We start from the raw sequence: 23,966 nt of genomic DNA, 5'->3' as shown, positions 1-23,966 counted from the left end.
CTGACACAGAAATGCAACTCAATGCGACCATTGCCCGGCAAATCGTCGAACGGACGATGAAAATCATCCACCACTCGGTCAATGTGATGGATGAATATGGCCGGATCATCGGCTCCGGCGATCCTAGCCGTCTCAACCAACGTCATGAAGGCGCAGTGCTTGCTATCACAGACAACCGGGTAGTAGAAATTGATCCCGGTACCGCATTGCAGCTCAAAGGGGTTAAACCCGGTATTAACCTACCAATCGTCTTCCGCGACCAAATTATAGGTGTGGTAGGTGTCTCTGGTACACCGGATCAAGTGCGCAATTATGGCGAACTGGTCAAGATGACCGCCGAGCTGATCGTCGAGCAAGAAGCCTTGATGTCGCAGGTGCAATGGAACAAGCGCCACCGCGAGGAATTGGTGCTGCAATTAATCAAAGACACCGAACTCAATGATGCCCAGTTGCTCTCCATTGCCCAAAAGCTCGATTTGGATCTGGCCCAGCCGCGTATTGCCGCCTTGGTCAAAGTACTCCCTGCAGAAGGCGAATCACTGTCACTCGAGCACCTGCAAAAAATGGTACACCTGCTTGAATACCCTGAGCGTGATAATTTAGTTGGGATCCATTCAGTGTCACTCAATGAGATTGTGGTGCTCAAGCCTATTACGTTAGAAGATGCCGGCTGGTCACGGGCAATCGAGCAAAAGCGGATCGATAAGTTGATGCGCCGAGTTGCTAAAGAAAGCCACTTCTCTATTCAGATCGCCCTTGGCGACTACTTTCCCGGCCTGCCGGGGTTATCACGTTCGTTCCAAACGGCCCAAGCAACCCTCAATGCTGGTAAAAGCGGCGGGGATGTATTGTTCTACCAAGATCACCTGCTGCCAGTATTGCTCAGTGGGCTCAAAGACGACCCTTGGCGCTACGAGCAATTGGTCAAACCGCTCGACGCTCTCAAGGCCAATGATCCCAAAGGCACCCTGCTCAAGACCCTGAAGGTATTTTTTGCTCAGAATTGTGATTTAGCTCAAACGTGCGAAATGCTCCATATTCACCGCAATACCCTGCGTTATCGACTCGATCGCATCGAGCAAATAACACATATTAATTTCAACAACTTATCAGACAAAACTCGGTTATATCTCGCCCTCTCCTGCTAGTTCAAAAAAAAACAAACTGTGCACTTGCACAAAAATTCAAATCTGGGGGTGATGATTTTTCGTCACCTCGCCTAAAGCCAAAAGCCGCTAGCCTGAGTACATTCCACCGCAGTTAGGAATTTTCTTTTTTTATTTTTAATTTTGACGTGGAATAGAACATGGTAGAAGTATCAACACTTGGCGCTCTAGCTGCGCTGGTAGTGGCCATTAGCCTGATCCTGAAAAAAGTCCCACCCGCTTACGGCATGATCATCGGTGCCCTTGTCGGTGGTATTGTCGGTGGTGTATCACTGACCGATACCGTTAACCTGATGATCGGTGGTGCCCAGGGCATTGTCACAGCAGTACTGCGGATCTTGGCTGCTGGTGTCCTTGCTGGTGTATTGATTGAGTCCGGTGCTGCAACCTCCATTGCTGAAACCATCGTCAAAAAAGTCGGCGAGACCCGTGCCTTGCTGGCACTGGCCGTCGCTACTATGATTCTGACAGCCGTCGGCGTATTCGTTGACGTCGCGGTTATCACCGTAGCTCCAATTGCACTGGCGATTGCGCGCCGTGCCGATCTATCAAAAATGGCTATCTTGCTGGCCATGATCGGTGGCGGTAAGGCTGGTAACATCATGTCGCCAAACCCCAATGCGATTGCCGCAGCCGATGCCTTCAATGTCCCGCTGACCTCAGTAATGGCGGCTGGCGTGATCCCAGGCCTGTGCGGTATGGCTTTCGCTTACTTCATTGCCAAAAAACTGGTTAATCGCGGAAGCAAAGTCGCCGAGCACGAAGTCGTCGCCGTCGATCACAGCCGCCTACCGAAATTCGGTGCCGCTATTGTAGCTCCACTTATCGCTATTGCCCTGCTGGCTCTGCGCCCAATTGCCGGGATCAATGTTGACCCACTGATCGCTCTTCCGCTGGGTGGCTTGGCGGGTGCTGTTGTCATGGGCCGCTTCCGTGATACCAACCACTTTGCCGTGTCCGGCCTGAGCCGTATGGCACCGGTTGCCGTCATGCTTCTGGGTACCGGTACACTGGCTGGCATCATTGCCAACTCGGGCCTGAAAGATGGTCTGATTGATCTACTTACGGCCTCTGGCCTGCCATCTTACCTGCTAGCACCTATCTCAGGTTCGATGATGGCACTGGCAACAGCGTCAACGACAGCCGGTACGGCGGTTGCTTCTAGTGTATTTAGCCACACCATCCTTGAGCTGGGCGTACCCGCACTAGCCGGTGCCGCGATGATCCACGCCGGTGCTACCGTTATGGACCACATGCCACACGGCAGCTTCTTCCATGCCACAGGTGGCGCTGTTCATATGGACATCAAAGAGCGCCTCAAGCTGATCCCTTACGAATCAGCTGTCGGCCTGATGATTGCCGTCGTCTCTACCCTCATTTTTGGTGTTTTCGGTTTCTTCGTTTAAGGATTTATAGCCATGAAAATTATTATTGCCCCAGATTCATATAAAGAAAGTTTGACGGCCATGGAAGTGGCAACGGCTATCGAAGCGGGTTTCCGCCAAGTCCTACCGGAAGCCGAATACCACAAATTGCCAATGGCTGACGGTGGCGAAGGCACCGTTCAGTCTCTGGTTGATGCAACGAACGGCTCTATCATCGAGCAATCAGTGACAGGCCCTCTGGGCGAGCAGGTAGACGGTTTCTATGGTGTGATGGGCGATGGTCGTACAGCAATCATCGAAATGGCAGCAGCATCTGGCCTGCACCTGGTCGCGCCTGAGTTGCGCAACCCGCTGAAAACAACGACCTTCGGTACCGGTGAGCTGATAAAAGCCGCGCTGGACAACGGCGTCGAACACATCATCGTTGGCATCGGTGGCAGTGCCACCAATGACGGCGGTATCGGTATGGCGCAGGCGTTGGGTATTCGCCTGCTGGACGATAACGGTGAAGAGATTGGTTTTGGTGGCGCTGAACTGGCCCGTATAGCCACCATAGATAAAACCAACCTTGACCCTCGCCTGGCGACCGTAAAATTGGAAGTCGCCTGTGATGTCGACAACCCGCTCTGTGGCCCGAAAGGCGCATCGCATATCTTCGGCCCACAAAAGGGCGCAACACCGGAAATGGTCGAGCAACTTGATGCGAATCTGGCCCACTACGCCGACATTATCAAAGCCCAGCTAGGCCGTGATGTGAAAAACATGGCTGGTGCCGGTGCTGCCGGAGGCCTTGGCGCCGCCCTACTTGGCCTGTTGGATGCGAGTCTGCGTCCAGGTATCGACATTGTGATGGATGCGGTAAATCTACTGGATGTGTGTGCGGATGCCGATTTGGTGATCACCGGTGAAGGCCGTATCGACAGCCAGACAATTCACGGCAAAACGCCAATCGGTGTTGCCCGTACCGCCAAGCGCTTCCATATCCCAGTGATCGGTATAGCTGGTTGTCTGGCCGACGATTGCGACGCGGTTTACGACCACGGTATCGATGCGGTCTTTAGCGTAACACCTCGCGCCATGGAGCTTCAAACGGCCATGGATGAGGCGGCATTCAATGTCCAGATGACCGCTCGCAACGTGGCCGCTATGCTGACAGTGGGCAAACGCTAACTTCGGCGCTTTACCAACGATAACGAGAGGTGGCTATGGCCGCCTCTTTTGTTATCTGCAGCACAAAAACACCAACCCAAACTGTGTTAGCTACTTCACAGAACCACACATTGATCCGTGTCATTCAGATTATGGTCATCTCACCCGTAGTCTAATAGGGCAAGCTACTCTTTTTCTCGCGAAGGATCCTGTCATGGACAAACTACTTGCTCTCCTATCCGGTCGAAACGGGTCTCACCGTATCGAAGATCTGTTACTGCTGTTGCTTCGATTGGCCATCGGTGGTGCGATGCTGACCCACGGCGTCGGCAAGATCATGAACTTCAGTGAACTGGCACCCACCTTTATCGACCCATTCGGCATTGGCTCTACCCCAAGTCTGGTGTTGGCAATGCTTGCCGAAGTACTCGGCTCTATTGCTCTGATGCTGGGTATACTCACCCGTGTTAGCGCAATGGTATTGCTGTTTACTATGGGTACGGCAACCTACGCGGTAGGTATGCTAAAAGGTTGGGCGGGAGCTGAGCTTGCCTTTATCTACTCGCTGGTTTACCTCACCCTGATGATTCAAGGTGGCGGTCGGATCGGCCTTGAGCGCTTCTGGCTGAACAAGCGCCGTAAAGCGAAAGCACTAGCAAAAGAGAAAACAGTTTAAACCTTTATTCTTGATGCCTACCATAAAAAAACGCCTCCATCAGGAGGCGTTTTTTATTATTGATTTTCAAGTATCAGCCAGTTAACCCTTAGGCCGGTTGCTGGATGATCACATCATCAGCTTTCTCGGTGTACTGTGCCATGCGGTGGAAGTTGAGGTAGCGGTAGGTATCCGCTGCCGTCGCATCAATCTGCTTGGCGTACTCGAGGTACTCTTCCTTGGTTGGGATCCGGCCAAGAATAGCACCGACCGCTGCCAGTTCAGCAGAAGACAGGTAGACATTAGCACCGGTACCCAAACGGTTCGGGAAGTTACGGGTAGAGGTCGACATCACCGTTGCCTTATCTGCAACACGAGCCTGATTACCCATACACAATGAACAGCCAGGGGTTTCGATACGCACACCCGCACGACCAAAGATACCGTAGTAGCCTTCTTCAGTGAGCTGATCTTTATCCATCTTGGTTGGTGGTGCGACCCACAGACGGGTATCAAGTTGACCACCGAATTTCTCAAGCAGTTTACCTGCCGCACGGAAATGGCCGATGTTGGTCATACACGAGCCGATAAACACTTCATCAATCGCAGTCCCCTGCACATCAGACAGCAGGCGCGCATCATCCGGATCGTTTGGTGCACACAAGATAGGCTGGTTGATATCTGCTAGGTCGATTTCGATAACATGCGCGTACTCGGCGTCGTTATCCGCTTCCATCAGCTCAGGGTTTGCCAACCACTCTTCCATCGCTGTAACACGGCGCTCGATAGTACGGCGGTCGCCATAACCTTCGGCAATCATCCACTTGAGCATCACGATGTTAGAGCTCAAGTACTCAGCAATCGACTCTTGCGACAACTTCACCGTACAGCCCGCAGCACTACGCTCGGCAGAGGCATCAGAAAGTTCAAATGCCTGCTCGACAGTTAAGTGCTCAACACCTTCGATTTCCAGTACACGACCAGAGAATTCGTTGATCTTACCGGCTTTTTCTACTGTCAGCAGACCTTGCTGGATCGCGTAATAAGGGATCGCATGAACCAAATCACGCAGAGTGATACCTTCTTGCATCTCCCCCTTGAAGCGAACCAAAATAGATTCTGGCATATCAAGCGGCATTACACCGGTTGCAGCAGCAAATGCGACAAGGCCAGAGCCAGCTGGGAACGAAATACCCAGAGGGAAACGGGTGTGAGAATCACCACCGGTACCTACGGTATCAGGCAGTAGCATACGGTTCAGCCATGAGTGAATAACACCATCGCCCGGGCGTAACGAAACGCCACCGCGGTTCATGATGAAATCAGGCAAGGTATGGTGGGTGTTCACATCAATCGGCTTAGGATAGGCCGAGGTATGACAGAACGACTGCATGGTTAATTCTGCCGAGAAACCGAGACACGCTAAATCTTTTAGCTCATCACGGGTCATTGGGCCAGTGGTATCCTGCGAGCCTACCGTTGTCATTTTCGGCTCACAATAAGTACCTGGACGGATCCCTTCAACGCCACAGGCTTTACCCACCATCTTCTGGGCTAAGCTGTAACCTTTACCTGAATCTTCAACCGCCACTGGGCGACGGAACACATCTGAAGATGGTAGACCCAGCGATTGACGGGCACGATCAGTCAGGCCACGGCCGATGATCAGAGGAATACGACCACCAGCACGCACTTCATCAATCAGCACGTCGGTTTTCAGCTCAAAAGTCGATACAACATCGTCACTGCCGTGACGACGAACTTCACCCTTGAATGGGAAGACATCAATCACATCACCCATATTCAGCGCCGTGACATCCACTTCGATCGGCAGTGCACCGGCATCTTCCATTGTATTGAAAAAGATAGGGGCAATCTTGCCGCCAAGAACATAACCACCTGCGCGCTTGTTAGGTACATTAGGGATATCGTCACCCATGAACCACAGCACCGAGTTAGTCGCCGATTTACGTGAAGACCCCGTACCAACAACATCACCGACATAAACAAGCTGGTGACCTTTCTCTTTCAACGCTTCGATTTGCTTGATAGGGCCAATTGAACCCGGTTGTTCAGGTTCGATACCTTCACGCTCGCTCTTCAGCATCGCCAAGGCATGAAGCGGGATATCTGGGCGCGACCATGCATCCGGTGCCGGAGAAAGATCATCGGTGTTGGTTTCGCCAGTGACTTTGAATACGGTAAGAGTGATTTTTTCAGCCAGCTCAGGCTTGGATAGGAACCAATCAGCATCCGCCCAGGATTGGATCACTTGCTTGGCAAATGCATTACCGGCTTTAGCTTTTTCTTCGACGTCATAGAAGGCATCGAACATCAGTAGAGTATGAGACAACGTCTTAACCGCAATTGGGGCGAGGGCATCATCGTCAAGCAGGGCGATCAGCGGTTCGATGTTGTAACCACCTTGCATCGTACCCAATAACTCGCCCGCTTTTTCCTTGCTGACGATTGGGGACTGCGCTTCGCCTTTGGTCAGTGCTGCAAGGAAACCAGCCTTAACGTAGGCCGCTTCATCAACACCAGGGGGAATACGATTTTCCAGCAGATCTAGCAGAAAGGCTTCCTCACCTGCCGGTGGGGTCTTTAGTAATTCAACCAAAGCGGCAACTTGCTCAGCATCGAGCGGCTTTGGAACAACTCCTTCTGCAGCACGTTCTTCGACGTGTTTACGGTAGGCTTCAAGCACGACATATTCCTCATTTTAGGTTTGGCCGCAATGGCCAAACATCCTTGGAAGTGATTGATCTGCCGTTAGCATCCTTGAAGGCCGTGTTATTCCTTCTGTTACATAGGAAATGTGACTATTTCAGCCAACGGAGACCAAAACCGTTTACCGAGCATACCAGATTTAACGTAATATTAAAATCCAGTCGTTTTTTACAACATTCGCAAATTTCAAAAAAATGTAAGGGCCTGTATCTCAGCACAATTGAGTTTTGCCTTATATATTCAGGCCCTGCCTTTATAGCGCCCCGCCGAAGAAGACATAAAACGCATGGTTTGACTGCTCGGTACGGCCATAGGCCAAGATCAGCGGACCAACGGGCGTGGTGATCCCCGTGTATAGGCTGCCTGCCGTATAGAGTGGTACATCCTTGAAACTAAGATCGGAATTATTATAGACCCCGCCGTATTCCACCGAGCCACCGAAGAAGACCGAGGACTTGAACAAGCCAAAGTCCTGCTCTGTCAGGTTATAGCGATAAATAGCAGCGGTGAATATTTTGTTATTGCCCGACAAACTGTTTTTTGGGATTCCGGACAAATTGAGGAAGCCGCCCAACTCTTTAGGATCAAGCCGCAGATCAAAGTCCGATCTTACTCGACCATATTCCGCCTTACCCATAAAAGTGTGGTCGCCATAGGTCACCGCTCCTTTCCAGTTCACGTCAAAATGCACAGAGAAATCATCGAACTCCTGGCCTTGGAAATTACTTTTGTCATCCGATGCTGCTAGCTCGAATTCAAGTAAGTTACCTTGTTTTGGCAACATAAAATCGTCCAAGGTATCTAGGCTGTAACGGATATAACCAATTTGACTCCTGCGCTTATCGACTCCAAAGTCTGGAAAGCCCAAGACCTCCGTTTCCCCACTGAGATAGCGCATCCCTATCCGAAACTCTTGCCACAGCCGAGGTTGCCAGCCAAACGAGGCATCAAAAATAGTATCGGTATAGGTTGCAGGAATGAATACATCAATATCTTCTAAAGCAGGCTCTTCGCCAAATAAAGGAATATTGTAATCGGTAGTTTTATACTCAGCCGTTATCAATGAAAACCAGTCGTGATCTTTGACAAAAGGCAGGTAGAGACCAGTCATAATTCGCTTATCTGAACCATACTCCAGTTCACTGCGCCATTCTGCACCCGCGCGGCTCAACCCAGTGACATTAAAGGCCATACCAAAGGAATAATCGGTACTATTTTCAAAATCATCTTCAAGGGCAAAGCGAAAGTCGATGAAGTTTGGCCCCCAGCTTTTTTCCCTCACATTAAGCAAAATCACATTCTCATCATCAATTTGCTCGATGCGATAATCGACCCGTTCGAAGCGATCTAGGGCATATAAACTGCGAACACTCTCATCCAGTTCTTCCGAACTAATAACCTTGCCGGCTTCAAGTTGCAAGCGATCAAGCAGCACATCATCGGCATAGCTACTATTGTTCTCCAGTCGTATCTCATCAACCACCTGCTCATCAAGTGGTACCAACTGGCGTCGGCGTTTCTGCTTGTTATCAACATAGTCTTGGAACCACGTGCTACGGCCAAGGTGGTTTAACTCATCAGCCATGGCCATCACTTCGACATAACCACTTTCAAAGGCCAATGGCATACGGGCAAAGTCTGCGGTTTTAATGCCGCGGATATTGGGACGAATGAGAAAATCGCTATCTGACAACAAAGCGATCTGACGGTCGGCGTTATCCCGCACCATAAAGTCCGTCAGCTGATCCATCACGGCAAAGTAATTATTCAGCTCATCACGGTTTTTGAATTCATTGCTAATATCAACCGCAATAATAATATCCGCCCCCATGTTGCGGACCACCTCAATCGGCAAGTTATCGGTGATCCCACCATCAACCAACAGCTTGCCCTTGAGCTCTTTGGGCGGCAGCAAACCAGGAATCGACATACTGGCCTGCATCACCTCGGCCAAGTCACCTTTATCAAGTACCACAGGCTCAAGGTTCTCAATATCTGTAGCGACCGCGCGATAGGGGATCACCAGCTGGTCAAAGCTGTCAAAGACCGGTAAATTGCCTGAGGTCGAGCGCAGAATCGCCCCCATGGTCTGGCCTTGGACTATTCCCCTCGGTACTTTCAACTCCCAAAAACCAAAACCCAGCTCACTCGTGACTTGATACCGGTCTTCTTGTTGCTTTTCCCTAACCCGACGATCGCCGCGCATTACCCGGTCTTGATAGCCACGCTCCCAGTCGACACTGGTCAAAAGAGCTTCTATCTCATCGGCACTCATCCCCGTTGCATACAAGCCGCCAACATAGGCGCCCATACTGGTACCAGCAATGTAGTCAACCGGAATTTGCAGATCTTCCAATGCTTTGAGCACCCCGATATGGGCTGCCCCCTTGGCACCACCACCGCCCAGTACAACACCAATTTTCGGTCGCTCCTGAGCAAAGGCCACAGAGGAAAAAATTGCACCTAGCAAGCATAAAAATGTGATACTTAGCACTAAAGTTCTGCAACAAGATTGCAGATAACACAATACGCTGTGAGTTGCCGCAAATGGCTGTTCTTGAGTCATGGGTTACTTATTCCGTGAACGTACACCACGTTCACTTCTTCAGACAAAACAATAAAAGACTATGAAGTTCAACCAATTCACAATCAAACAAAAGCTGATCCTCGCGATGATCCTCGCGGTTCTCGCCTCTACCTTACTGGTCGGTATGATTAGCCAAAAGCAAGCAAGGCAAGTGGTCGAGAACCGGCTGATGCAGTCGGAACTCCCGGCTACCCTACTGCAAATTCGTAATAACATCGACAAAGAAGTCTCATTGATGCTGGCTGCTGCCGAGCAGTTGGCGACCAGCCGATTTGTTACCGGCCTCTATCATGATGGCAGAACGCAAGCTGATGAAACCAAATTAATCCAGCGCCTGAATGATATCAAAAACCAGTACCAATTGTTCGATGCCTCTATCGCTGATCGCACCAGTGGTGATTACTGGAACCAGAACGGTTTTCTGCGCCGCCTGACTCCGCAGCAAGATAGCTGGTTTTACGATTTTACTCAATCCGGCCAAGCACGTTCACTCAGTGTCTTCCGTGAAACAAACGGCGACGTGAAATTGTTCGTCAACTACCAACAGTTGCACGGTAAAGGGATGGCCGGCCTATCTAAATCGCTCGGTGAGATGGTTCGCTTTATCAACCAGTTCCAATTGGAGCAAACCGGTTTTGTGTTCCTTGCCGATAGCGATGGATTGGTTCAGATCCACCGTGACCGCAGTGTGATGGGCAACAAAAAGCTAGCCAACCTCTACGGCTCACAAGCAGCGGCCACCTTAATGGCAAAAGATGACATTAATATCGTCCAGCAAACCATCAACGGTCAGGATGTGTTGGTCGCCACCAGCTATATCCCATCAATGAACTGGTATGTAGTTGCCCAGTTGCCGCTTGAGGAGGCCTTTGCCGAGCTTAACCAAGCGAGGCAAGAAATCATGTTGTGGACAGCCGGTATCGCCGGCGTATTTGTCATGCTAGCCATCTGGCTCGGCACCAACATCACCCAGCCAATTTCCCGCCTAGCTGCGATGTTCAAAGATCTGGGTGAAGGCGAAGGCGATCTTCGCCACCGAATTGACGTGACTGGCAAAGATGAAATTGCCCAGCTGTCGGCTGGCTTCAATAGCTTTATCGGTAAGATCCATTACTCGGTTAAGGAAGTAGCCGAAACCGGTAACAGTTTGCGCGAAGCCGCAGAGTCGGTCGCCCAACAAGCCGAGATCACCTTGGATACCAGTCATAGTCAACGTGACCGCACCCTTCAGGTAGTAACAGCTATCAATGAAATGGGCGCCACCGTTAATGAAATCGCCAGCAATGCGGCGCAGGCTGCCGATGCAGCGCACAATGCCGAAAACGAAACCCAGAGTGGCCAGCAGGTAGTCACCCAAGCACGCGATACCATCAATCAGCTATCCAATGATGTCACTCAGGTTAGCGAGGTGATTGAATCACTGGCCAGCAACACCCAGGCAATTGGCAGTATCTTGGATGTGATCCGCGGTATTTCAGAGCAAACCAATTTGCTGGCACTAAACGCCGCGATAGAAGCCGCTCGTGCCGGGGAGCAAGGCCGCGGCTTTGCCGTAGTGGCCGACGAAGTACGCAGCCTTGCCAGCCGCACTGCTGACTCCACCGATGAAATACAAGCGATGATCAACCGTCTGCAGGAAGAAGCCAGTAACGCGGTCAACGCCATGATCCAAAGTCGCCAGCTTACATCAGACGGTGTCTCAGCGGCAGACGAAGCCTCGGGTGCCCTACTGTCGATTTCAGATCGCATTAGCCTGATTTCCGATATGAATACCCAAGTTGCAACCGCGACTGAGGAGCAATCTACGGTAGTCAGCGATATCAACTGCAACATTGAAGATATCAACGAAACCACCCAGCGCACCGCCGATACCGCTTCGCAACTGGCCCAATCGAGCCAGGCGCTACGCGATCTTTCCAAGCGCCTTGATGACATGGTCGGCACCTTCAAGCTGTAACCAAGGTAACCAAGCTTAGTGATATAAGTAGCCGCAACAATTAGCATTTATCTTAAGGAGAGCAGCTTGCTCTCCTTTTTTTCGCTTCCCCCCTCACCTTAAACTCTCACCTCGTCGACATAATGCTTCGCAAGATACAAAACTCTGCTCATAAGTCTTTCAATAATTTGCAAAAAAGTACATCCCCACACTCTCGCACTTAATAAAAAACATTATAAAACAGATACTTGACAATATGGCATCAAAGTTGATTAGTGCTAATGAGCTAAGGGGGGAATTTAACAATGGATAGAAAAAATTTACTTTCGGTAGTGCCTTTTTTGTTGTTGAGTCACAACGCCAACAGTGCAGCCTTTGATACCTGCCCATACACTGCTTTTTTAATGCAGGACTCTCAAACCAACATTTACGGGGTCAACCTGCTAACGGGTGCCTACCAAACCCTGCAAACGGATATTGGCCAAGAGGGCAACCTCAATGCGGCAGGCTACAATGAAGCCGACAATTTTATTTATGCCTTCAACACCACGAATAAAAAAGTGGTCAAAGTCGGCAATGACTTCACAGCGACCGACCTACCCGTCACAGGTCTGCCCGACTCGCCTTTTTATGTCGGTGATGTCGCCAATAACACCTATTACCTCTATCGTTCGGGACTTTACAAAATCCCACTCGATGAAAATGACCCAAATTTCCTCAAGGGCATCAAGATTGAAGGCAGTGACTCAAGCATGAAGCTGACGGATTTTGCTTTTCATCCTGATGATGGCAACATTTACGCCATTGATAACAAGCGGGGCTACCTGTACCGCATCAACCCCAATGACGGTAGCAAGACAGTTTTAGGTAATGCCGGTGTCACCGGGACCTTTGGCGCGGCCTATTTTGAAGCCAGCGGGCAGTTCTACTTCAGCCGTAACCAAGACGGCATCATCTTTACCATTGATATTTCTGACCCTAGTAACGTCGTGCCCACCGCCACCCGCTTCGCTGCCGGTCCGAAATCTGGCCTCAATGATGGTGTTAGATGTGCCTCGGCCCCGGTAGCCATAGAGGCGATTGATTTAGGCGACGCACCTGACACTTACCAAACCTCGGTTGACAATAACGGCGCTCGTCACGACCAAAGCAATAACACCCTCTATCTTGGTGGTGTGGCACCTGACAGTGAATCAGTCGTTGGCACTAGTGATGATGCAACAGGAGTCGACGATGAGGACGGCGTCATCATTACCCCGTTACAAAATGGCGAGCAAGCAATGATCACCGTTACGGCCAACAAGGCAGGCGGCTTCCTTAATGCCTGGATTGACTGGAATAAAGACGGTGATTTTAGTGACAACAATGAACAAATCAGTACAGGTCAGGCACTGGCTGCAGGCATGAACTCATTGGTGGTCAATGTACCTGATTTTGTTACTGCTGGTGAGACTTGGGCGAGATTCCGCCTCAGCAGTGCAGAAAACCTACCCGCGTTTGGTGGGGCGCCCGATGGTGAAGTCGAAGATTACCTTATAACACTGGAAAATGACCAACTAAACACATCACGCTACGGCCCCTTTACCGCAGCGTTTGAAGATAGCTGGCCACGTGAAGGTGATTACGATCTCAATGATGTGGTGATGCGCTATCAAGTAGAGGTTAAAACCGATCAAAACAATGATGCCCGCCAGATCAAGATATCCGGCAACCTACAAGCTCTGGGAGCCGATTACCGAAACGGCTTTGGCATCCACCTACCACTATTAAGCCGCAGCTCAGTCAATGAAAACGATATTATCTTTACCCGTAATAGCGAACTGGTGGCCGATTCACCACTAGAGGCAGGCCAGGGCAATACAGTATTGATTATTTCAGACGATCTCAGCGCAGATACCCAGTCAGGCTGCCGTTTCCACCGAACAAGAGAAAATTGCCAAGAAGTCGAGAAATTCAACTTCTCTGTCACTTTGACCCTCATCGCCGGAGTGAAGTCTTGGACTTTACCTGCTGCACCTTATGACCCGTTCATCTTTGCGGTCGATGGCTTCAACCATGGCGATGGTACGTCCGTTGGGCGCGGGCTTGAGATCCATCTAGATGACTACGAGCCAACCCAGTTAGGCAATGCCAGCCTAGAGCTGATGGGTAACTACGATGATCGCAGTGACAGCGGAATCGGCAGCCTATACCGCACCGAAAATGGCCTGCCATGGGGGTTTATCGTCACAGAGACTTGGTCTCACCCACTAGAGCAAGTCGATATGTTATTGGCCTACCCGCGGTTTTTCGATTACGCCACAACAGGTGCACATGTCGACTGGTTTATTAAATCAAAAAGGGTTAGCCAACACCTCTATGGCCTCGAATAACAGCATGGCCCCCTAAGAGCAATAGCTTGGAATAGCAATAATTGGAAGAACAGAGGAATTGATGATGAAACAATTTACGCTCTTAATTTGCAGTTGGATATTGGCCTTGGGACTGACCGGTTGTGGTGGTGGAGGCGGCGGTGATGACAGTGCGAATTCAAGCTCACCAGCCTCTTCTTCCGAAGACAATACCAGCGAAGACGAGACAGTGACCATGGCGAGTATCAAGGTGGCACCGGACTATGATTTCACCACTAGTCAACAACTCGAGGTTAATATCGACCTACGGTCTCTCACCGACCAACGCGCTTATGTCGGCTTTTACCAGCAATGGAGTGGCGATAACAACTCTCCGGTTCCCGATCCTGACTCACAGTTACTGTTGCAAGTCATTGATGATGGCCTGCTTAGCCAAACTCTGACGATTGGCAAGCAACAGCAATCATTGTTGATGGTCGTCATGTTTAGCGATACCTCACTTCTCCCGATCACCGATGTGTTTGCGGTGAACAGCAGCGAGGGGTTTCAGTATCCATAAGAGCCAGAACCTCCGAAGGGGTGCCTAGAAACGAGCAGGAGCTAGATTCTGGGTTCAAGGAACGGCTCTTCCTACCCCTAAACGCAAAAAAGCGCCCTAAGGCGCTTTTTTCATAGTCGTTAGCAAAGTAGCAATTACTTACGCTTAACCGCTTTGGCATTTGGAAGGTCAGTGATTGAACCTTCGAATACTTCTGCAGCCAGACCAACAGATTCGTGTAGCGTTGGGTGAGCGTGGATAGTCAATGCGATATCTTCCGCATCACAGCCCATCTCGATCGCTAGACCGATTTCGCCCAGTAGCTCACCACCGTTAGTACCAACGATTGCACCACCGATCACACGGTGCGTGTCTTTGTCGAAGATCATCTTCGTCATACCATCAGCACAGTCAGAGGCGATTGCACGACCAGAAGCAGCCCAAGGGAAAGTCGCAACTTCGTAGTTGATACCTTCAGCTTTTGCTTCTTTCTCCGTCTTACCAACCCATGCAACTTCTGGCTCAGTGTAGGCAATTGAAGGAATAACTTTAGGATCGAAGTAGTGCTTCTTACCAGAGATAACTTCAGCGGCCACATGACCTTCATGCACACCTTTGTGAGCAAGCATTGGTTGGCCAACGATGTCACCGATAGCATGGATGTGAGCAACGTTAGTACGCATCTGCTTGTCAACGTTGATGAAACCGCGCTCGTCAACTTCGATACCCGCTTTCTCTGCGTCAATCAGCTTACCGTTAGGTACACGGCCGATAGCAACAAGAACTGCGTCATAACGTACCGCTTCAGAAGGTGCTTTCTTACCTTCCATTGACACGTAGATACCATCTTCACGCGCTTCAACAGCCGTTACTTTCGTCTCTAGCATCAGGTTGAATTTCTTCTTGATGCGTTTTGTGAAGACTTTGATGATGTCTTTATCTGCGGCAGGGATAACCTGGTCAAACATCTCAACAACGTCAACCTGAGAACCCAGTGCGTGGTAAACCGTACCCATTTCCAGGCCGATGATACCGCCACCCATAACAAGTAGCTTCTCTGGTACTTCTTTCAGCTCAAGTGCGTCAGTTGAGTCCCAGATACGTGGGTCTTCGTGCGGGATAAACGGTAGCTCGATTGGACGAGAACCTGCCGCAACGATAGCGTTGTCGAAATTAATAGTAGTAGCACCACCTTCGCCTTCAACAACGATAGTGTTAGGGCCAGTAAATTTACCGTAGCCGTTAACTACGTTAACTTTACGCATCTTAGCCATACCGCCAAGACCGCCAGTTAGCTGGGTAATTACTTTTTCTTTCCATAGACGGATCTTAGAGATATCTGTCTGCGGCTCACCAAAAACGATACCGTGGTCGGCCATCGCTTTAGCTTCTTCGATCACTTTCGCAACATGAAGCAGCGCTTTAGATGGGATACAACCCACGTTCAGACATACACCACCTAGAGTGCTGTATTTTTCAATTAGTACCGTTTCTAGGCCTAGGTCGGCGCAACGGAATGCCGCAGAGTAACCTGCAGGGCCTGAACCCAACACCACTACCTGGGCTTTAATTTCTTTACTCATCATGACCTCGTTGTAAGTCTTTTATCCCTAACAGGCTAAGTATTCGTGTTCTACTTTTTGTTTCAGCTGGCTAACGATTTTACAGAGGTGTTAACAAACTGAAAAGAAAATTGCCATAGCCTGTGAGCTACACAACACTTCCATGCCCGCTTTTGCGGGCATGGAGGTTGGGTTAGGAAACCTTAAAGTACCAGACGGCGAATGTCAGACAGACACGCGTTCAGGTATGTAATGAAGCGAGCACCTTCCGCGCCATCGATCACACGGTGGTCGTATGATAGAGACAATGGAAGTTGTAGGCGTGGTTCGAACTCTTTGCCGTTCCACACTGGCTTCATTTCAGACTTAGATACACCTAGGATACCAACTTCTGGTGCGTTCACGATTGGCGTGAACGCAGTACCGCCGATACCGCCTAGGCTTGAGATAGTGAAACAACCACCTTGCATGTCTGAAGCAGTCAGTTTACCAGCACGTGCTTTCTTAGAAATCGCTTTCAGCTCATCAGATAGCTCGTAGATACCTTTCTTGTTCACGTCTTTGAAGACAGGAACAACAAGGCCGTTTGGCGTATCAACTGCGATACCAACGTTCACATACTTCTTCAGAATCAGGCTTTCACCGTCATCAGATAGAGAAGAGTTGAATGCAGGGAAGGCTTCAAGCGCTTTCGCTACCGCTTTCATGATGAACACAAGTGGCGTGATCTTCATGCCAGTGTCTTTCTTCGCTTCAATCGCGTTCTGCTCTTTACGGAATGCTTCCAGAGCTGTGATATCTGCGTTGTCCCACTGTGTAACGTGAGGGATCATTACCCAGTTACGGTGTAGGTTAGCGCCAGAGATCTTCTTAATGCGAGAAAGTTTCTGAACTTCTGTCTCACCAAACTTGCTGAAGTCAACTTTCGGCCATGGTAGTAGACCAAGCGCAGAGCCGTCGCCGCTGCCAGATGCCGCAGCACCAGACTCAAGACGCTTAAGTGCATCTTTAACGAAGCTCTGAACGTCTTCTTTCAGGATACGGTTCTTACGACCAGTACCTTTAACCTTAGATAGGTTAACGCCGAATTCACGAGCTAGACGGCGAACAACAGGAGACGCGTGTGCGTACTCGTTGTTTTCCTGGAAATCACCCGTTGAAGCTGGAGCTGCCGCCGCTGGTGCAGCTGCTGGAGCAGGAGCCGCTGAAGGTGCTGGAGCTGCTGCCGCAGGAGCAGGAGCCGCTACCGGAGTGCCGGCCACTTCAAATACCATGATTAGTGAGCCAGTTGACACTTTGTCGCCAGCTGCAATCTTGATTTCTTTAACCGTACCGGCGAACGGTGCAGGAACTTCCATCGAAGCCTTGTCACCTTCAACAGTGATCAGAGATTGCTCTTCTTCCACTGTATCGCCAACTGCAACCATGATTTCAGTAACTTCTACTTCATCACCGCCGATGTCTGGAACGTTTACTTCTTTTGCTGCAGAGGCTGCAGGAGCTGCCGCTACTGGCGCTTCAACTGCTGCTGGTGCCGCTGCTGAAGCTGTGCCGGCCACTTCAAAGATCATTACTAGAGAACCAGTAGAGACTTTGTCGCCTGCTGCAATTTTAATTTCTTTTAGAACACCAGCAAATGGTGCTGGTACTTCCATTGATGCTTTGTCGCCTTCAACAGTAAGAAGAGACTGCTCTTCTTCGATGCTGTCGCCAACTGCAACCATGATTTCAGTTACTTCAACTTCGTCGCCACCGATATCCGGTACGTGAACTTCTTTAAGTTCTGAAGTCGCAGGAGCCGCTGCTGGAGCTGGAGTAGCAGGCGCTGCTTCAGCCGCAGGAGCAGGTGCTGCAGCACCCTCGGCTTCGAAAATCATGATTAGAGAACCGGTAGAAACTGTGTCGCCTTCAGCCACTTTGATTTCTTTAACGATACCCGCCTGAGAAGCTGGAACTTCCATAGAAGCCTTGTCGCCTTCTACAGTGATCAGTGACTGCTCTTCTTCAACCTTGTCGCCAACGCTGACAAGAATCTCAGTTACTTCAACCTCATCTGCACCGATGTCAGGTACATTAATTTCGATTGCCATGTTTAATTTGCCTCTTACGCGTATAGCGGGTTGATCTTGTCTGCGTCGATGTCGAACTTAGCAATTGCTTGTGCAACTACTGATTTCTCAACATCACCACGCTTAGCCAGTTCAGTCAGTGCCGCAACAACTACGTAGCCAGCATTAACTTCGAAGTGGCGGCGTAGGTTTGCACGGCTGTCAGAGCGGCCGAAACCGTCAGTACCAAGTACTTTGAAAGACTCAGAAGGCATGAACGCACGAACTTGTTCTGCGTAGTTCTTCATGTAGTCAGTCGCAGCGATAGCTGGCTCAGTACCCATCACTTCAGTGATGTAAGGTACTTTCGCTTCTGCTTCTGGGTGAAGCATGTTGAAGCGCTCTGCATCCTGACCGTCACGTGTTAGTTCATTGAATGAAGTAACAGAGTAAACGTCAGAAGCAACGCCGTAGTCATCGCTCAAGATCTGTGCAGCTTTGCGTACTTCGTTCATGATAGTACCAGAGCTCATCAGCTGAACTTTCTTCTCGCCCGCGTAAGATTCTAGCTTGTAGATACCCTTACGGATGCCTTCTTCAGCGCCTTCTGGCATTGCTGGCATGGCGTAGTTTTCGTTCATTACCGTTAGGTAGTAGAACACGTTCTCTTGGTTCTCACCGTACATGCGACGGATACCGTCTTGCATGATAACCGCTAGCTCGTAAGCAAACGTTGGGTCGTAAGAAACACAGTTCGGGATAGTGTTCGCCTGGATGTGCGAGTGACCATCTTCGTGCTGTAGACCTTCACCGTTCAGCGTTGTACGACCAGCTGTAGCACCTAGTAGGAAACCACGAGCTTGTTGGTCACCTGCTAGCCATGCCATGTCACCAATACGTTGGAAACCGAACATTGAGTAGTAGATGTAGAACGGGATCATTGGCAGGTCGTTGGTGCTGTATGACGTTGCAGCAGCAACCCAAGATGCCATTGAACCTAGTTCGTTGATACCTTCCTGAAGAACCTGACCAGATGTCGCTTCTTTGTAGTAAGAAACAATGCCTTTATCTTCAGGTGTGTACTCTTGACCGTGTGGGTTGTAAATACCAACCTGACGGAACAAGCCTTCCATACCGAAGGTACGCGCTTCATCACAGATAATAGGTACGATGTTCTTACCGATGCTCTTATCTTTCAGAAGAATGTTCAGCGTACGTACGTAAGCCATTGTGGTCGAGATATCACGCTTCTGCTCTACAAGTAGAGAAGAGAACGCGTCTAGCTCAGGCACTTTGAATTCTTGTGTGAACTTAGGCAGACGCTTAGGTGTGTAACCGTGCAAAGCGTTACGACGAGCGTGCATGTATTCGTACTCAGCCGTACCTTCTTCCAGTTTCAGGTATGGAAGCTCTGTGATCTTCTCATCTGAAAGGATGTCTTGTAGGCCTAGACGGTCACGTAGGTGCTGAACATGTGTCATGTCCATTTTCTTCACACCGTGTGCGATGTTTTTGCCTTCTGCCGCTTCACCCATGCCGTAACCTTTAACAGTCTTAGCTAGGATCACGGTTGGCTTGCCGCCTGTTTCTTTTGCATTGTTGAATGCAGCGAACAGTTTAGATGAGTCATGACCACCACGCTTAAGTGCGAAGATTTCGTCATCAGTCATATCAGCAACAAGTGCCGCTGTTTCTGGGTACTTACCAAAGAAGTGCTCACGTACGTAGGCGCCATCTTTAGATTTGAATGTCTGGTAGTCACCATCGATAGTTTCGTTCATTAGCTGAAGAAGCTTACCGGAAGTGTCTTTCGCTAGCAGTGAATCCCAGTTGCTACCCCAGATAACTTTAACAACATTCCAACCTGCGCCTTTAAATAGGCCTTCAAGTTCTTGGATGATGCTGCCGTTACCCATTACAGGACCATCTAGGCGCTGTAGGTTACAGTTGATTAGGAAACATAGGTTGTCTAGCTTCTCACGCGCTGCGAAAGAAATAGCACCGCGAGATTCTGGCTCATCCATCTCACCATCGCCTAGGAACGCGTAAACGCGTTGCGCTGAAGTCTCTTTCAGGCCACGGCCTTCAAGGTACTTAAGGAAGCGCGCTTGGTAGATAGCAGAGATAGGACCCAGACCCATAGATACAGTCGGGAACTGCCAGAATTCAGGCATTAGTTTAGGGTGCGGGTATGATGGGATACCTTTACCGTCTACTTCTTGGCGGAAGTTGTCTAGCTGCTCTTCAGTCAAGCGGCCTTCGACAAATGCGCGAGAATAGATACCTGGAGAGATGTGACCCTGGTAGTAAACCAAATCGCCGCCATCAACATCGTTTGGTGCACGGAAGAAGTGGTTAAAACATACTTCGTAGAATGCAGATGCAGACTGGTAAGAAGCCATGTGGCCACCTAGGTCCAAATCTTTCTTAGAAGCACGCAGCACGATCATGATTGCGTTCCAACGGATAATGGAACGAATACGACGCTCAAGCGTTGTATCACCTGGGTATGCAGGCTCTTGTGCTGCTGGGATCGTATTGATGTAGTTGGTCGTCATGCCAGTTGGCATATCTACGCCATCAAGACGAGCCTTGTCCAGTACTTGCTCAAGTAGGAACTGGGCGCGTTCTACACCTTCTTCACGAACCACCGACTCTAGGGCTGCGAGCCACTCTTGAGTTTCCAGTGCATCCACGTCATTTTTCATGACTTCAGACATGCGATCTATCCTTTCGTTGATAATCTACAAAACTAACAATGTCGCGACTGTTTACTAGCGCCCTCGGCTTATATGAGAGGTGCTAATCCAGCCCGTCCTTGCGTTGTTGAATGCGTCGAAGAGAGCGTTCTCGTCTACTTTCTTCTCGCGATAAATCCAACAAGGTTTCCTCTATATAAGCCAAATGTGCATGCGATGCTTCGCGGGCCTGTTCGGGCTCACCCGAAACAATCGCCTGGACAATGTTGGCTCGATGATTGCGCACCTTTTCCACCACTTCTGGGCGACGGTTCAGGAGCTCAAAGTTTTGTAATACGTTTTGCTCCAGCAGAGGGGCAAGGCTACGAATGATATGGAGCAATACCACATTGTGAGCGGACTCGGTCACCGCTATCAGGTATTGCATCACAGCGGCGGCTTCGGCCGGCATATCACCTTGCTGCTGGGCTTCCTGTATCCGCGTATGGCAGTCACGGATACGGGTGAAATCTTCAGAGTTTCCGCGCAGGGCGGCATAGTAAGCAGCCAGGCCTTCGAGGGCGTGGCGCGACTCCAGCAAGTCTAGCTGGGTCTCTGGGTGGGCGGAGAGTAGTTCCAACAGTGGCTCGGAAAAGCTCTGCCATAGCTTTTCGGTCACAAAGGTTCCGCCACCCTGGCGGCGCGTGAGCAGTTTTTTTGCTTCTAGGCGCTGGATAGCTTCACGGACAGATGGGCGAGAAACATCGAATTGTTTGGCCAACTCACGTTCAGGCGGCAGCTGCTGACCCGGGGATAGGATTCCCTCTAGGATCAGATGCTCCAGTTCCTGCTCGATAGCATCGGAGAGCTTAGGTTGGCGAATTCGTTTATAAGTCATTAATTATAGATTCTTGGTTGCACTTATTGCGTTTCAAGGTAGTCCGGAATGCGGATAATTGGTATTACCAATTTAACTATGGATGGAAAGTTTACAGAAATAATTGAGGATGTCTACCGACAACTTGACTGAAATCATAGAATGAGGGGTGATTTAACAAAAATTTCAAATTATGAAAACTTGTTAAAACATGATGAACATTAGTCGTCAACAGGGGTTAGAGCAATATACGGAGAAAAAACACACAATGGTCAGACCAATTATTTGTTACATTTCTCCGCTCTATTAATCACCATCAAAACGAAAAGTTGGCGATTACTTGTGCAATATTGAAGACTTATAGGCAAGCCAATCAAATGCTAATCCTGGATCGGTTTTACGCCCGGGAGCGATAAACTCGTGGCCGGTGATCCGGCTGGCATCCATGCGGGGGTAGTGTTCAAGCAACACCTGGGTCAGTGCAGCTAGGGTGTCATACTGGGCCTGGGTATATGGCAGGGTGTCCGTTCCTTCCAGTTCAATTCCAATTGAGTAGTCATTGCACTTGTCACGGCCTGCAAATGTCGACACACCAGCATGCCAAGCCCGACTATCAAACGGAACGAACTGGATAATATCGCCATTTCGCATAATTAGACAGTGGGCGGATACCCGAAAGCCGGAAATTAACTCGAAATAGGGATGTGCGTCAGGTTTTAGAGTACCGGTAAACAACTGTTCGATATACGGGCCGCCAAATTGGCCCGGCGGCAAGCTGATATTATGTACAACAAGCAGCGAAATATCGTCACTACTAGGTCTGGCATCGTGAAACGGTGAAGGGACATGCTTGACCCCTTCCAGCCAGTGGTCTTGGTTTATAACTAACATTGTCTTGTCCTAAGGGGGTATTAGACCCTTGTTGCTAGATCCTAGCTCCTGGAGAGGTACAGGGTACTGCAGAAGCATTTACTGATAGCGATAACACGTCAAGCTCTTCGTTCTTTTTATTGCCCTTCCTGCTCCTTCTAGGACCTTGAACCTGCTCTTCCTCATACAGTGCTCGCCGCTCTTTTCTAGGTACTAAAATCTAGGAACTAGCTCTCTAGCACCTGCTTTTCCCTCTTTTCCTTGGAACAAAGCACTCGCACCTAGGATCTCACCCCGCATCGCGGTATGATCAGCATCAGTAACCCGGGAGCGCCTCCCGCCCCAACTCAGCAGCCAACCTTGCTACGGATTTGTCATGACTCAAATGAAAAAGAAGCACGACAGCGAATCGCGCTTGAATTACCTCAAACAGCAGCTTCCCCTCGAAATAACCCGTGCCGTTGCCGACACCCTGCGTGAAGATCTCGGCGGCGAGATTGATGTCAGTCGCGATATTACCGCCGGTCTGATCCCGGCTGACGCCCAAGGCGTCGCCACTATCATTACCCGCGAACACGGTATTTTCTGCGGCCAATTGTGGGCCGAGGAAGTATTCCGCCAGCTAGGTGGCGAAGTCAGCATTGAATGGCATGTTGCAGACGGCGACTCGGTCGAACCCAACCAAACCCTGTGTACCCTGCGCGGCCCGTCTCGTATTTTGTTAACGGGTGAGCGCAATGCGATGAACTTCATCCAGACCCTATCCGGTTGTGCCACTACGGTTGCCGAGTATGCCAATCAGCTAGAAGGCACCGATTGTCGTCTGCTCGATACCCGCAAAACCATTCCGGGCCTGCGCAGTGCACTGAAATATGCCGTCACTTGCGGCGGCGGCTACAACCACCGTATCGGCGTATTCGATGCTTACCTGATCAAAGAAAACCACATTATCGCCTGTGGCGGTATCGAACAAGCCATCAGTACAGCCAAGCAACTTAACCCGGGCAAGCCGGTAGAAGTTGAAACCGAGTCACTGGCAGAGCTACAGCAAGCCATTGATGCTGGCGCCGATATCATCATGCTGGATAACTTCACCACCGACATGATGCGCGAAGCGGTAAAAATCAACGCTGGCCGCGCCGCGCTGGAAAACTCCGGCAACGTCACGCTGGAGACTATTCGTGAATTCGCCCAAACGGGTGTGGATTACATCTCCGTCGGCGCGCTGACCAAGCACATCAAGGCGATGGACTTGTCGATGCGGTTTAAATAGGCGCTTCAAATAAGCCCAGCAATAATCTGTACTGACTAACAACAGGCTCCGAACGGGCCTGTTTTTGTTTGGGATATCAACTGTAGAAACATAATAGTTGATAATAAAATCAACAACTTTCATTCATTACATCCTCTTTACCCTCTCCGTATTAGCGCAAA

Annotated in this window: 15 protein-coding genes; 8 read left to right on the top strand and 7 right to left on the bottom strand. The window is 50.0% G+C overall.

Features of this window, described 5'->3' with window-relative positions; all coding sequences use genetic code 11:
• The first annotated feature begins 11 nt into the window (after window positions 1-11).
• The 4 genes from ACVA58_RS18370 to ACVA58_RS18355 all read left to right on the top strand — a co-directional run bounded on the left by ACVA58_RS18370 (window position 12) and on the right by ACVA58_RS18355 (window position 4,376).
• On the top strand, window positions 12-1,148 hold the full coding sequence (locus ACVA58_RS18370) for a sugar diacid recognition domain-containing protein (protein ID WP_446511817.1): 1,137 nt from the start codon (window positions 12-14) through the stop codon (window positions 1,146-1,148).
• 158 nt (window positions 1,149-1,306) lie between these two features.
• On the top strand, window positions 1,307-2,572 hold the full coding sequence (locus ACVA58_RS18365) for a GntP family permease (RefSeq protein ID WP_446511816.1): 1,266 nt from the start codon (window positions 1,307-1,309) through the stop codon (window positions 2,570-2,572).
• A 12-nt stretch (window positions 2,573-2,584) separates the two neighbouring features.
• Complete coding sequence (locus tag ACVA58_RS18360) at window positions 2,585-3,721, top strand: glycerate kinase (RefSeq protein WP_446511815.1); 1,137 nt, start codon at window positions 2,585-2,587, stop codon at window positions 3,719-3,721.
• A 193-nt stretch (window positions 3,722-3,914) separates the two neighbouring features.
• On the top strand, window positions 3,915-4,376 hold the full coding sequence (locus ACVA58_RS18355) for a DoxX family protein (protein WP_446511814.1): 462 nt from the start codon (window positions 3,915-3,917) through the stop codon (window positions 4,374-4,376).
• Between the two features lie 88 nt (window positions 4,377-4,464).
• Here the strand turns inward: ACVA58_RS18355 and acnB are convergent, their stop codons facing one another.
• Window positions 4,465-7,062 (bottom strand): bifunctional aconitate hydratase 2/2-methylisocitrate dehydratase, encoded by a 2,598-nt coding sequence (gene acnB, locus ACVA58_RS18350; RefSeq protein ID WP_446511813.1) that lies wholly within the window; start codon window positions 7,060-7,062, stop codon window positions 4,465-4,467.
• Between the two features lie 276 nt (window positions 7,063-7,338).
• Window positions 7,339-9,531 carry a patatin-like phospholipase family protein gene (locus ACVA58_RS18345; protein ID WP_446511812.1) on the bottom strand — a complete coding sequence of 731 codons (2,193 nt, stop codon included), beginning with the start codon at window positions 9,529-9,531 and terminating at the stop codon, window positions 7,339-7,341.
• Window positions 9,532-9,712: 181 nt separating this feature from the next.
• On the opposite strand from ACVA58_RS18345, the gene ACVA58_RS18340 reads away from it, so the two are divergent.
• From ACVA58_RS18340 to ACVA58_RS18330, 3 genes are all read left to right on the top strand, one after another.
• Complete coding sequence (locus tag ACVA58_RS18340) at window positions 9,713-11,629, top strand: methyl-accepting chemotaxis protein (protein WP_446511811.1); 1,917 nt, start codon at window positions 9,713-9,715, stop codon at window positions 11,627-11,629.
• Window positions 11,630-11,913: 284 nt separating this feature from the next.
• Window positions 11,914-13,980, top strand: a complete 2,067-nt coding sequence (locus ACVA58_RS18335) for an LruC domain-containing protein (RefSeq protein WP_446511810.1) — start codon at window positions 11,914-11,916, stop codon at window positions 13,978-13,980.
• A gap of 61 nt (window positions 13,981-14,041) precedes the next feature.
• Window positions 14,042-14,518 carry a hypothetical protein gene (locus ACVA58_RS18330; RefSeq protein WP_446511809.1) on the top strand — a complete coding sequence of 159 codons (477 nt, stop codon included), beginning with the start codon at window positions 14,042-14,044 and terminating at the stop codon, window positions 14,516-14,518.
• 134 nt (window positions 14,519-14,652) lie between these two features.
• Here the strand turns inward: ACVA58_RS18330 and lpdA are convergent, their stop codons facing one another.
• The 5 genes from lpdA to ampD all read right to left on the bottom strand — a co-directional run bounded on the left by lpdA (window position 14,653) and on the right by ampD (window position 22,553).
• Window positions 14,653-16,080 carry a dihydrolipoyl dehydrogenase gene (gene lpdA, locus ACVA58_RS18325; protein WP_107350008.1) on the bottom strand — a complete coding sequence of 476 codons (1,428 nt, stop codon included), beginning with the start codon at window positions 16,078-16,080 and terminating at the stop codon, window positions 14,653-14,655.
• Window positions 16,081-16,262: 182 nt separating this feature from the next.
• Complete coding sequence (gene aceF, locus ACVA58_RS18320) at window positions 16,263-18,149, bottom strand: pyruvate dehydrogenase complex dihydrolipoyllysine-residue acetyltransferase (protein WP_446511808.1); 1,887 nt, start codon at window positions 18,147-18,149, stop codon at window positions 16,263-16,265.
• A gap of 14 nt (window positions 18,150-18,163) precedes the next feature.
• Entirely contained in the window at window positions 18,164-20,827 is a 2,664-nt protein-coding gene (gene aceE, locus ACVA58_RS18315; protein WP_446511807.1) for a pyruvate dehydrogenase (acetyl-transferring), homodimeric type, read from the bottom strand.
• Between the two features lie 82 nt (window positions 20,828-20,909).
• Window positions 20,910-21,683 (bottom strand): pyruvate dehydrogenase complex transcriptional repressor PdhR, encoded by a 774-nt coding sequence (gene pdhR / locus ACVA58_RS18310; RefSeq protein ID WP_446511806.1) that lies wholly within the window; start codon window positions 21,681-21,683, stop codon window positions 20,910-20,912.
• A 315-nt stretch (window positions 21,684-21,998) separates the two neighbouring features.
• Window positions 21,999-22,553 carry a 1,6-anhydro-N-acetylmuramyl-L-alanine amidase AmpD gene (gene ampD / locus ACVA58_RS18305; RefSeq protein WP_446511805.1) on the bottom strand — a complete coding sequence of 185 codons (555 nt, stop codon included), beginning with the start codon at window positions 22,551-22,553 and terminating at the stop codon, window positions 21,999-22,001.
• 364 nt (window positions 22,554-22,917) lie between these two features.
• Here ampD and nadC point away from each other — a divergent pair, with 364 nt between their 5' ends.
• Window positions 22,918-23,805 carry a carboxylating nicotinate-nucleotide diphosphorylase gene (nadC, locus tag ACVA58_RS18300; RefSeq protein ID WP_446511837.1) on the top strand — a complete coding sequence of 296 codons (888 nt, stop codon included), beginning with the start codon at window positions 22,918-22,920 and terminating at the stop codon, window positions 23,803-23,805.
• Window positions 23,806-23,966 lie beyond the last annotated feature (161 nt).

The organism is Photobacterium sp. DNB22_13_2, assembly GCF_052873915.1.
The sequence above is the reverse complement of the archived record's forward strand: the minus strand, read 5'-3'. Positions and strand labels throughout refer to the sequence as shown.

Bases quoted from the DNA above. Each gene is read 5' to 3' on its own strand.
- ACVA58_RS18330 (WP_446511809.1), top strand. From the start codon at position 14,042: ATGATGAAACAATTTACGCTCTTAATTTGCAGTTGGATATTGGCCTTG.
- ACVA58_RS18355 (WP_446511814.1), top strand. From the start codon at position 3,915: ATGGACAAACTACTTGCTCTCCTATCCGGTCGAAACGGGTCTCACCGT.
- ACVA58_RS18370 (WP_446511817.1), top strand. From the start codon at position 12: ATGCAACTCAATGCGACCATTGCCCGGCAAATCGTCGAACGGACGATG.
- ampD (WP_446511805.1), bottom strand. From the start codon at position 22,553: ATGTTAGTTATAAACCAAGACCACTGGCTGGAAGGGGTCAAGCATGTC.
- ACVA58_RS18335 (WP_446511810.1), top strand. From the start codon at position 11,914: ATGGATAGAAAAAATTTACTTTCGGTAGTGCCTTTTTTGTTGTTGAGT.
- aceE (WP_446511807.1), bottom strand. From the start codon at position 20,827: ATGTCTGAAGTCATGAAAAATGACGTGGATGCACTGGAAACTCAAGAG.
- lpdA (WP_107350008.1), bottom strand. From the start codon at position 16,080: ATGAGTAAAGAAATTAAAGCCCAGGTAGTGGTGTTGGGTTCAGGCCCT.
- pdhR (WP_446511806.1), bottom strand. From the start codon at position 21,683: ATGACTTATAAACGAATTCGCCAACCTAAGCTCTCCGATGCTATCGAG.
- ACVA58_RS18340 (WP_446511811.1), top strand. From the start codon at position 9,713: ATGAAGTTCAACCAATTCACAATCAAACAAAAGCTGATCCTCGCGATG.
- ACVA58_RS18360 (WP_446511815.1), top strand. From the start codon at position 2,585: ATGAAAATTATTATTGCCCCAGATTCATATAAAGAAAGTTTGACGGCC.
- nadC (WP_446511837.1), top strand. From the start codon at position 22,918: ATGAAAAAGAAGCACGACAGCGAATCGCGCTTGAATTACCTCAAACAG.
- aceF (WP_446511808.1), bottom strand. From the start codon at position 18,149: ATGGCAATCGAAATTAATGTACCTGACATCGGTGCAGATGAGGTTGAA.
- ACVA58_RS18365 (WP_446511816.1), top strand. From the start codon at position 1,307: ATGGTAGAAGTATCAACACTTGGCGCTCTAGCTGCGCTGGTAGTGGCC.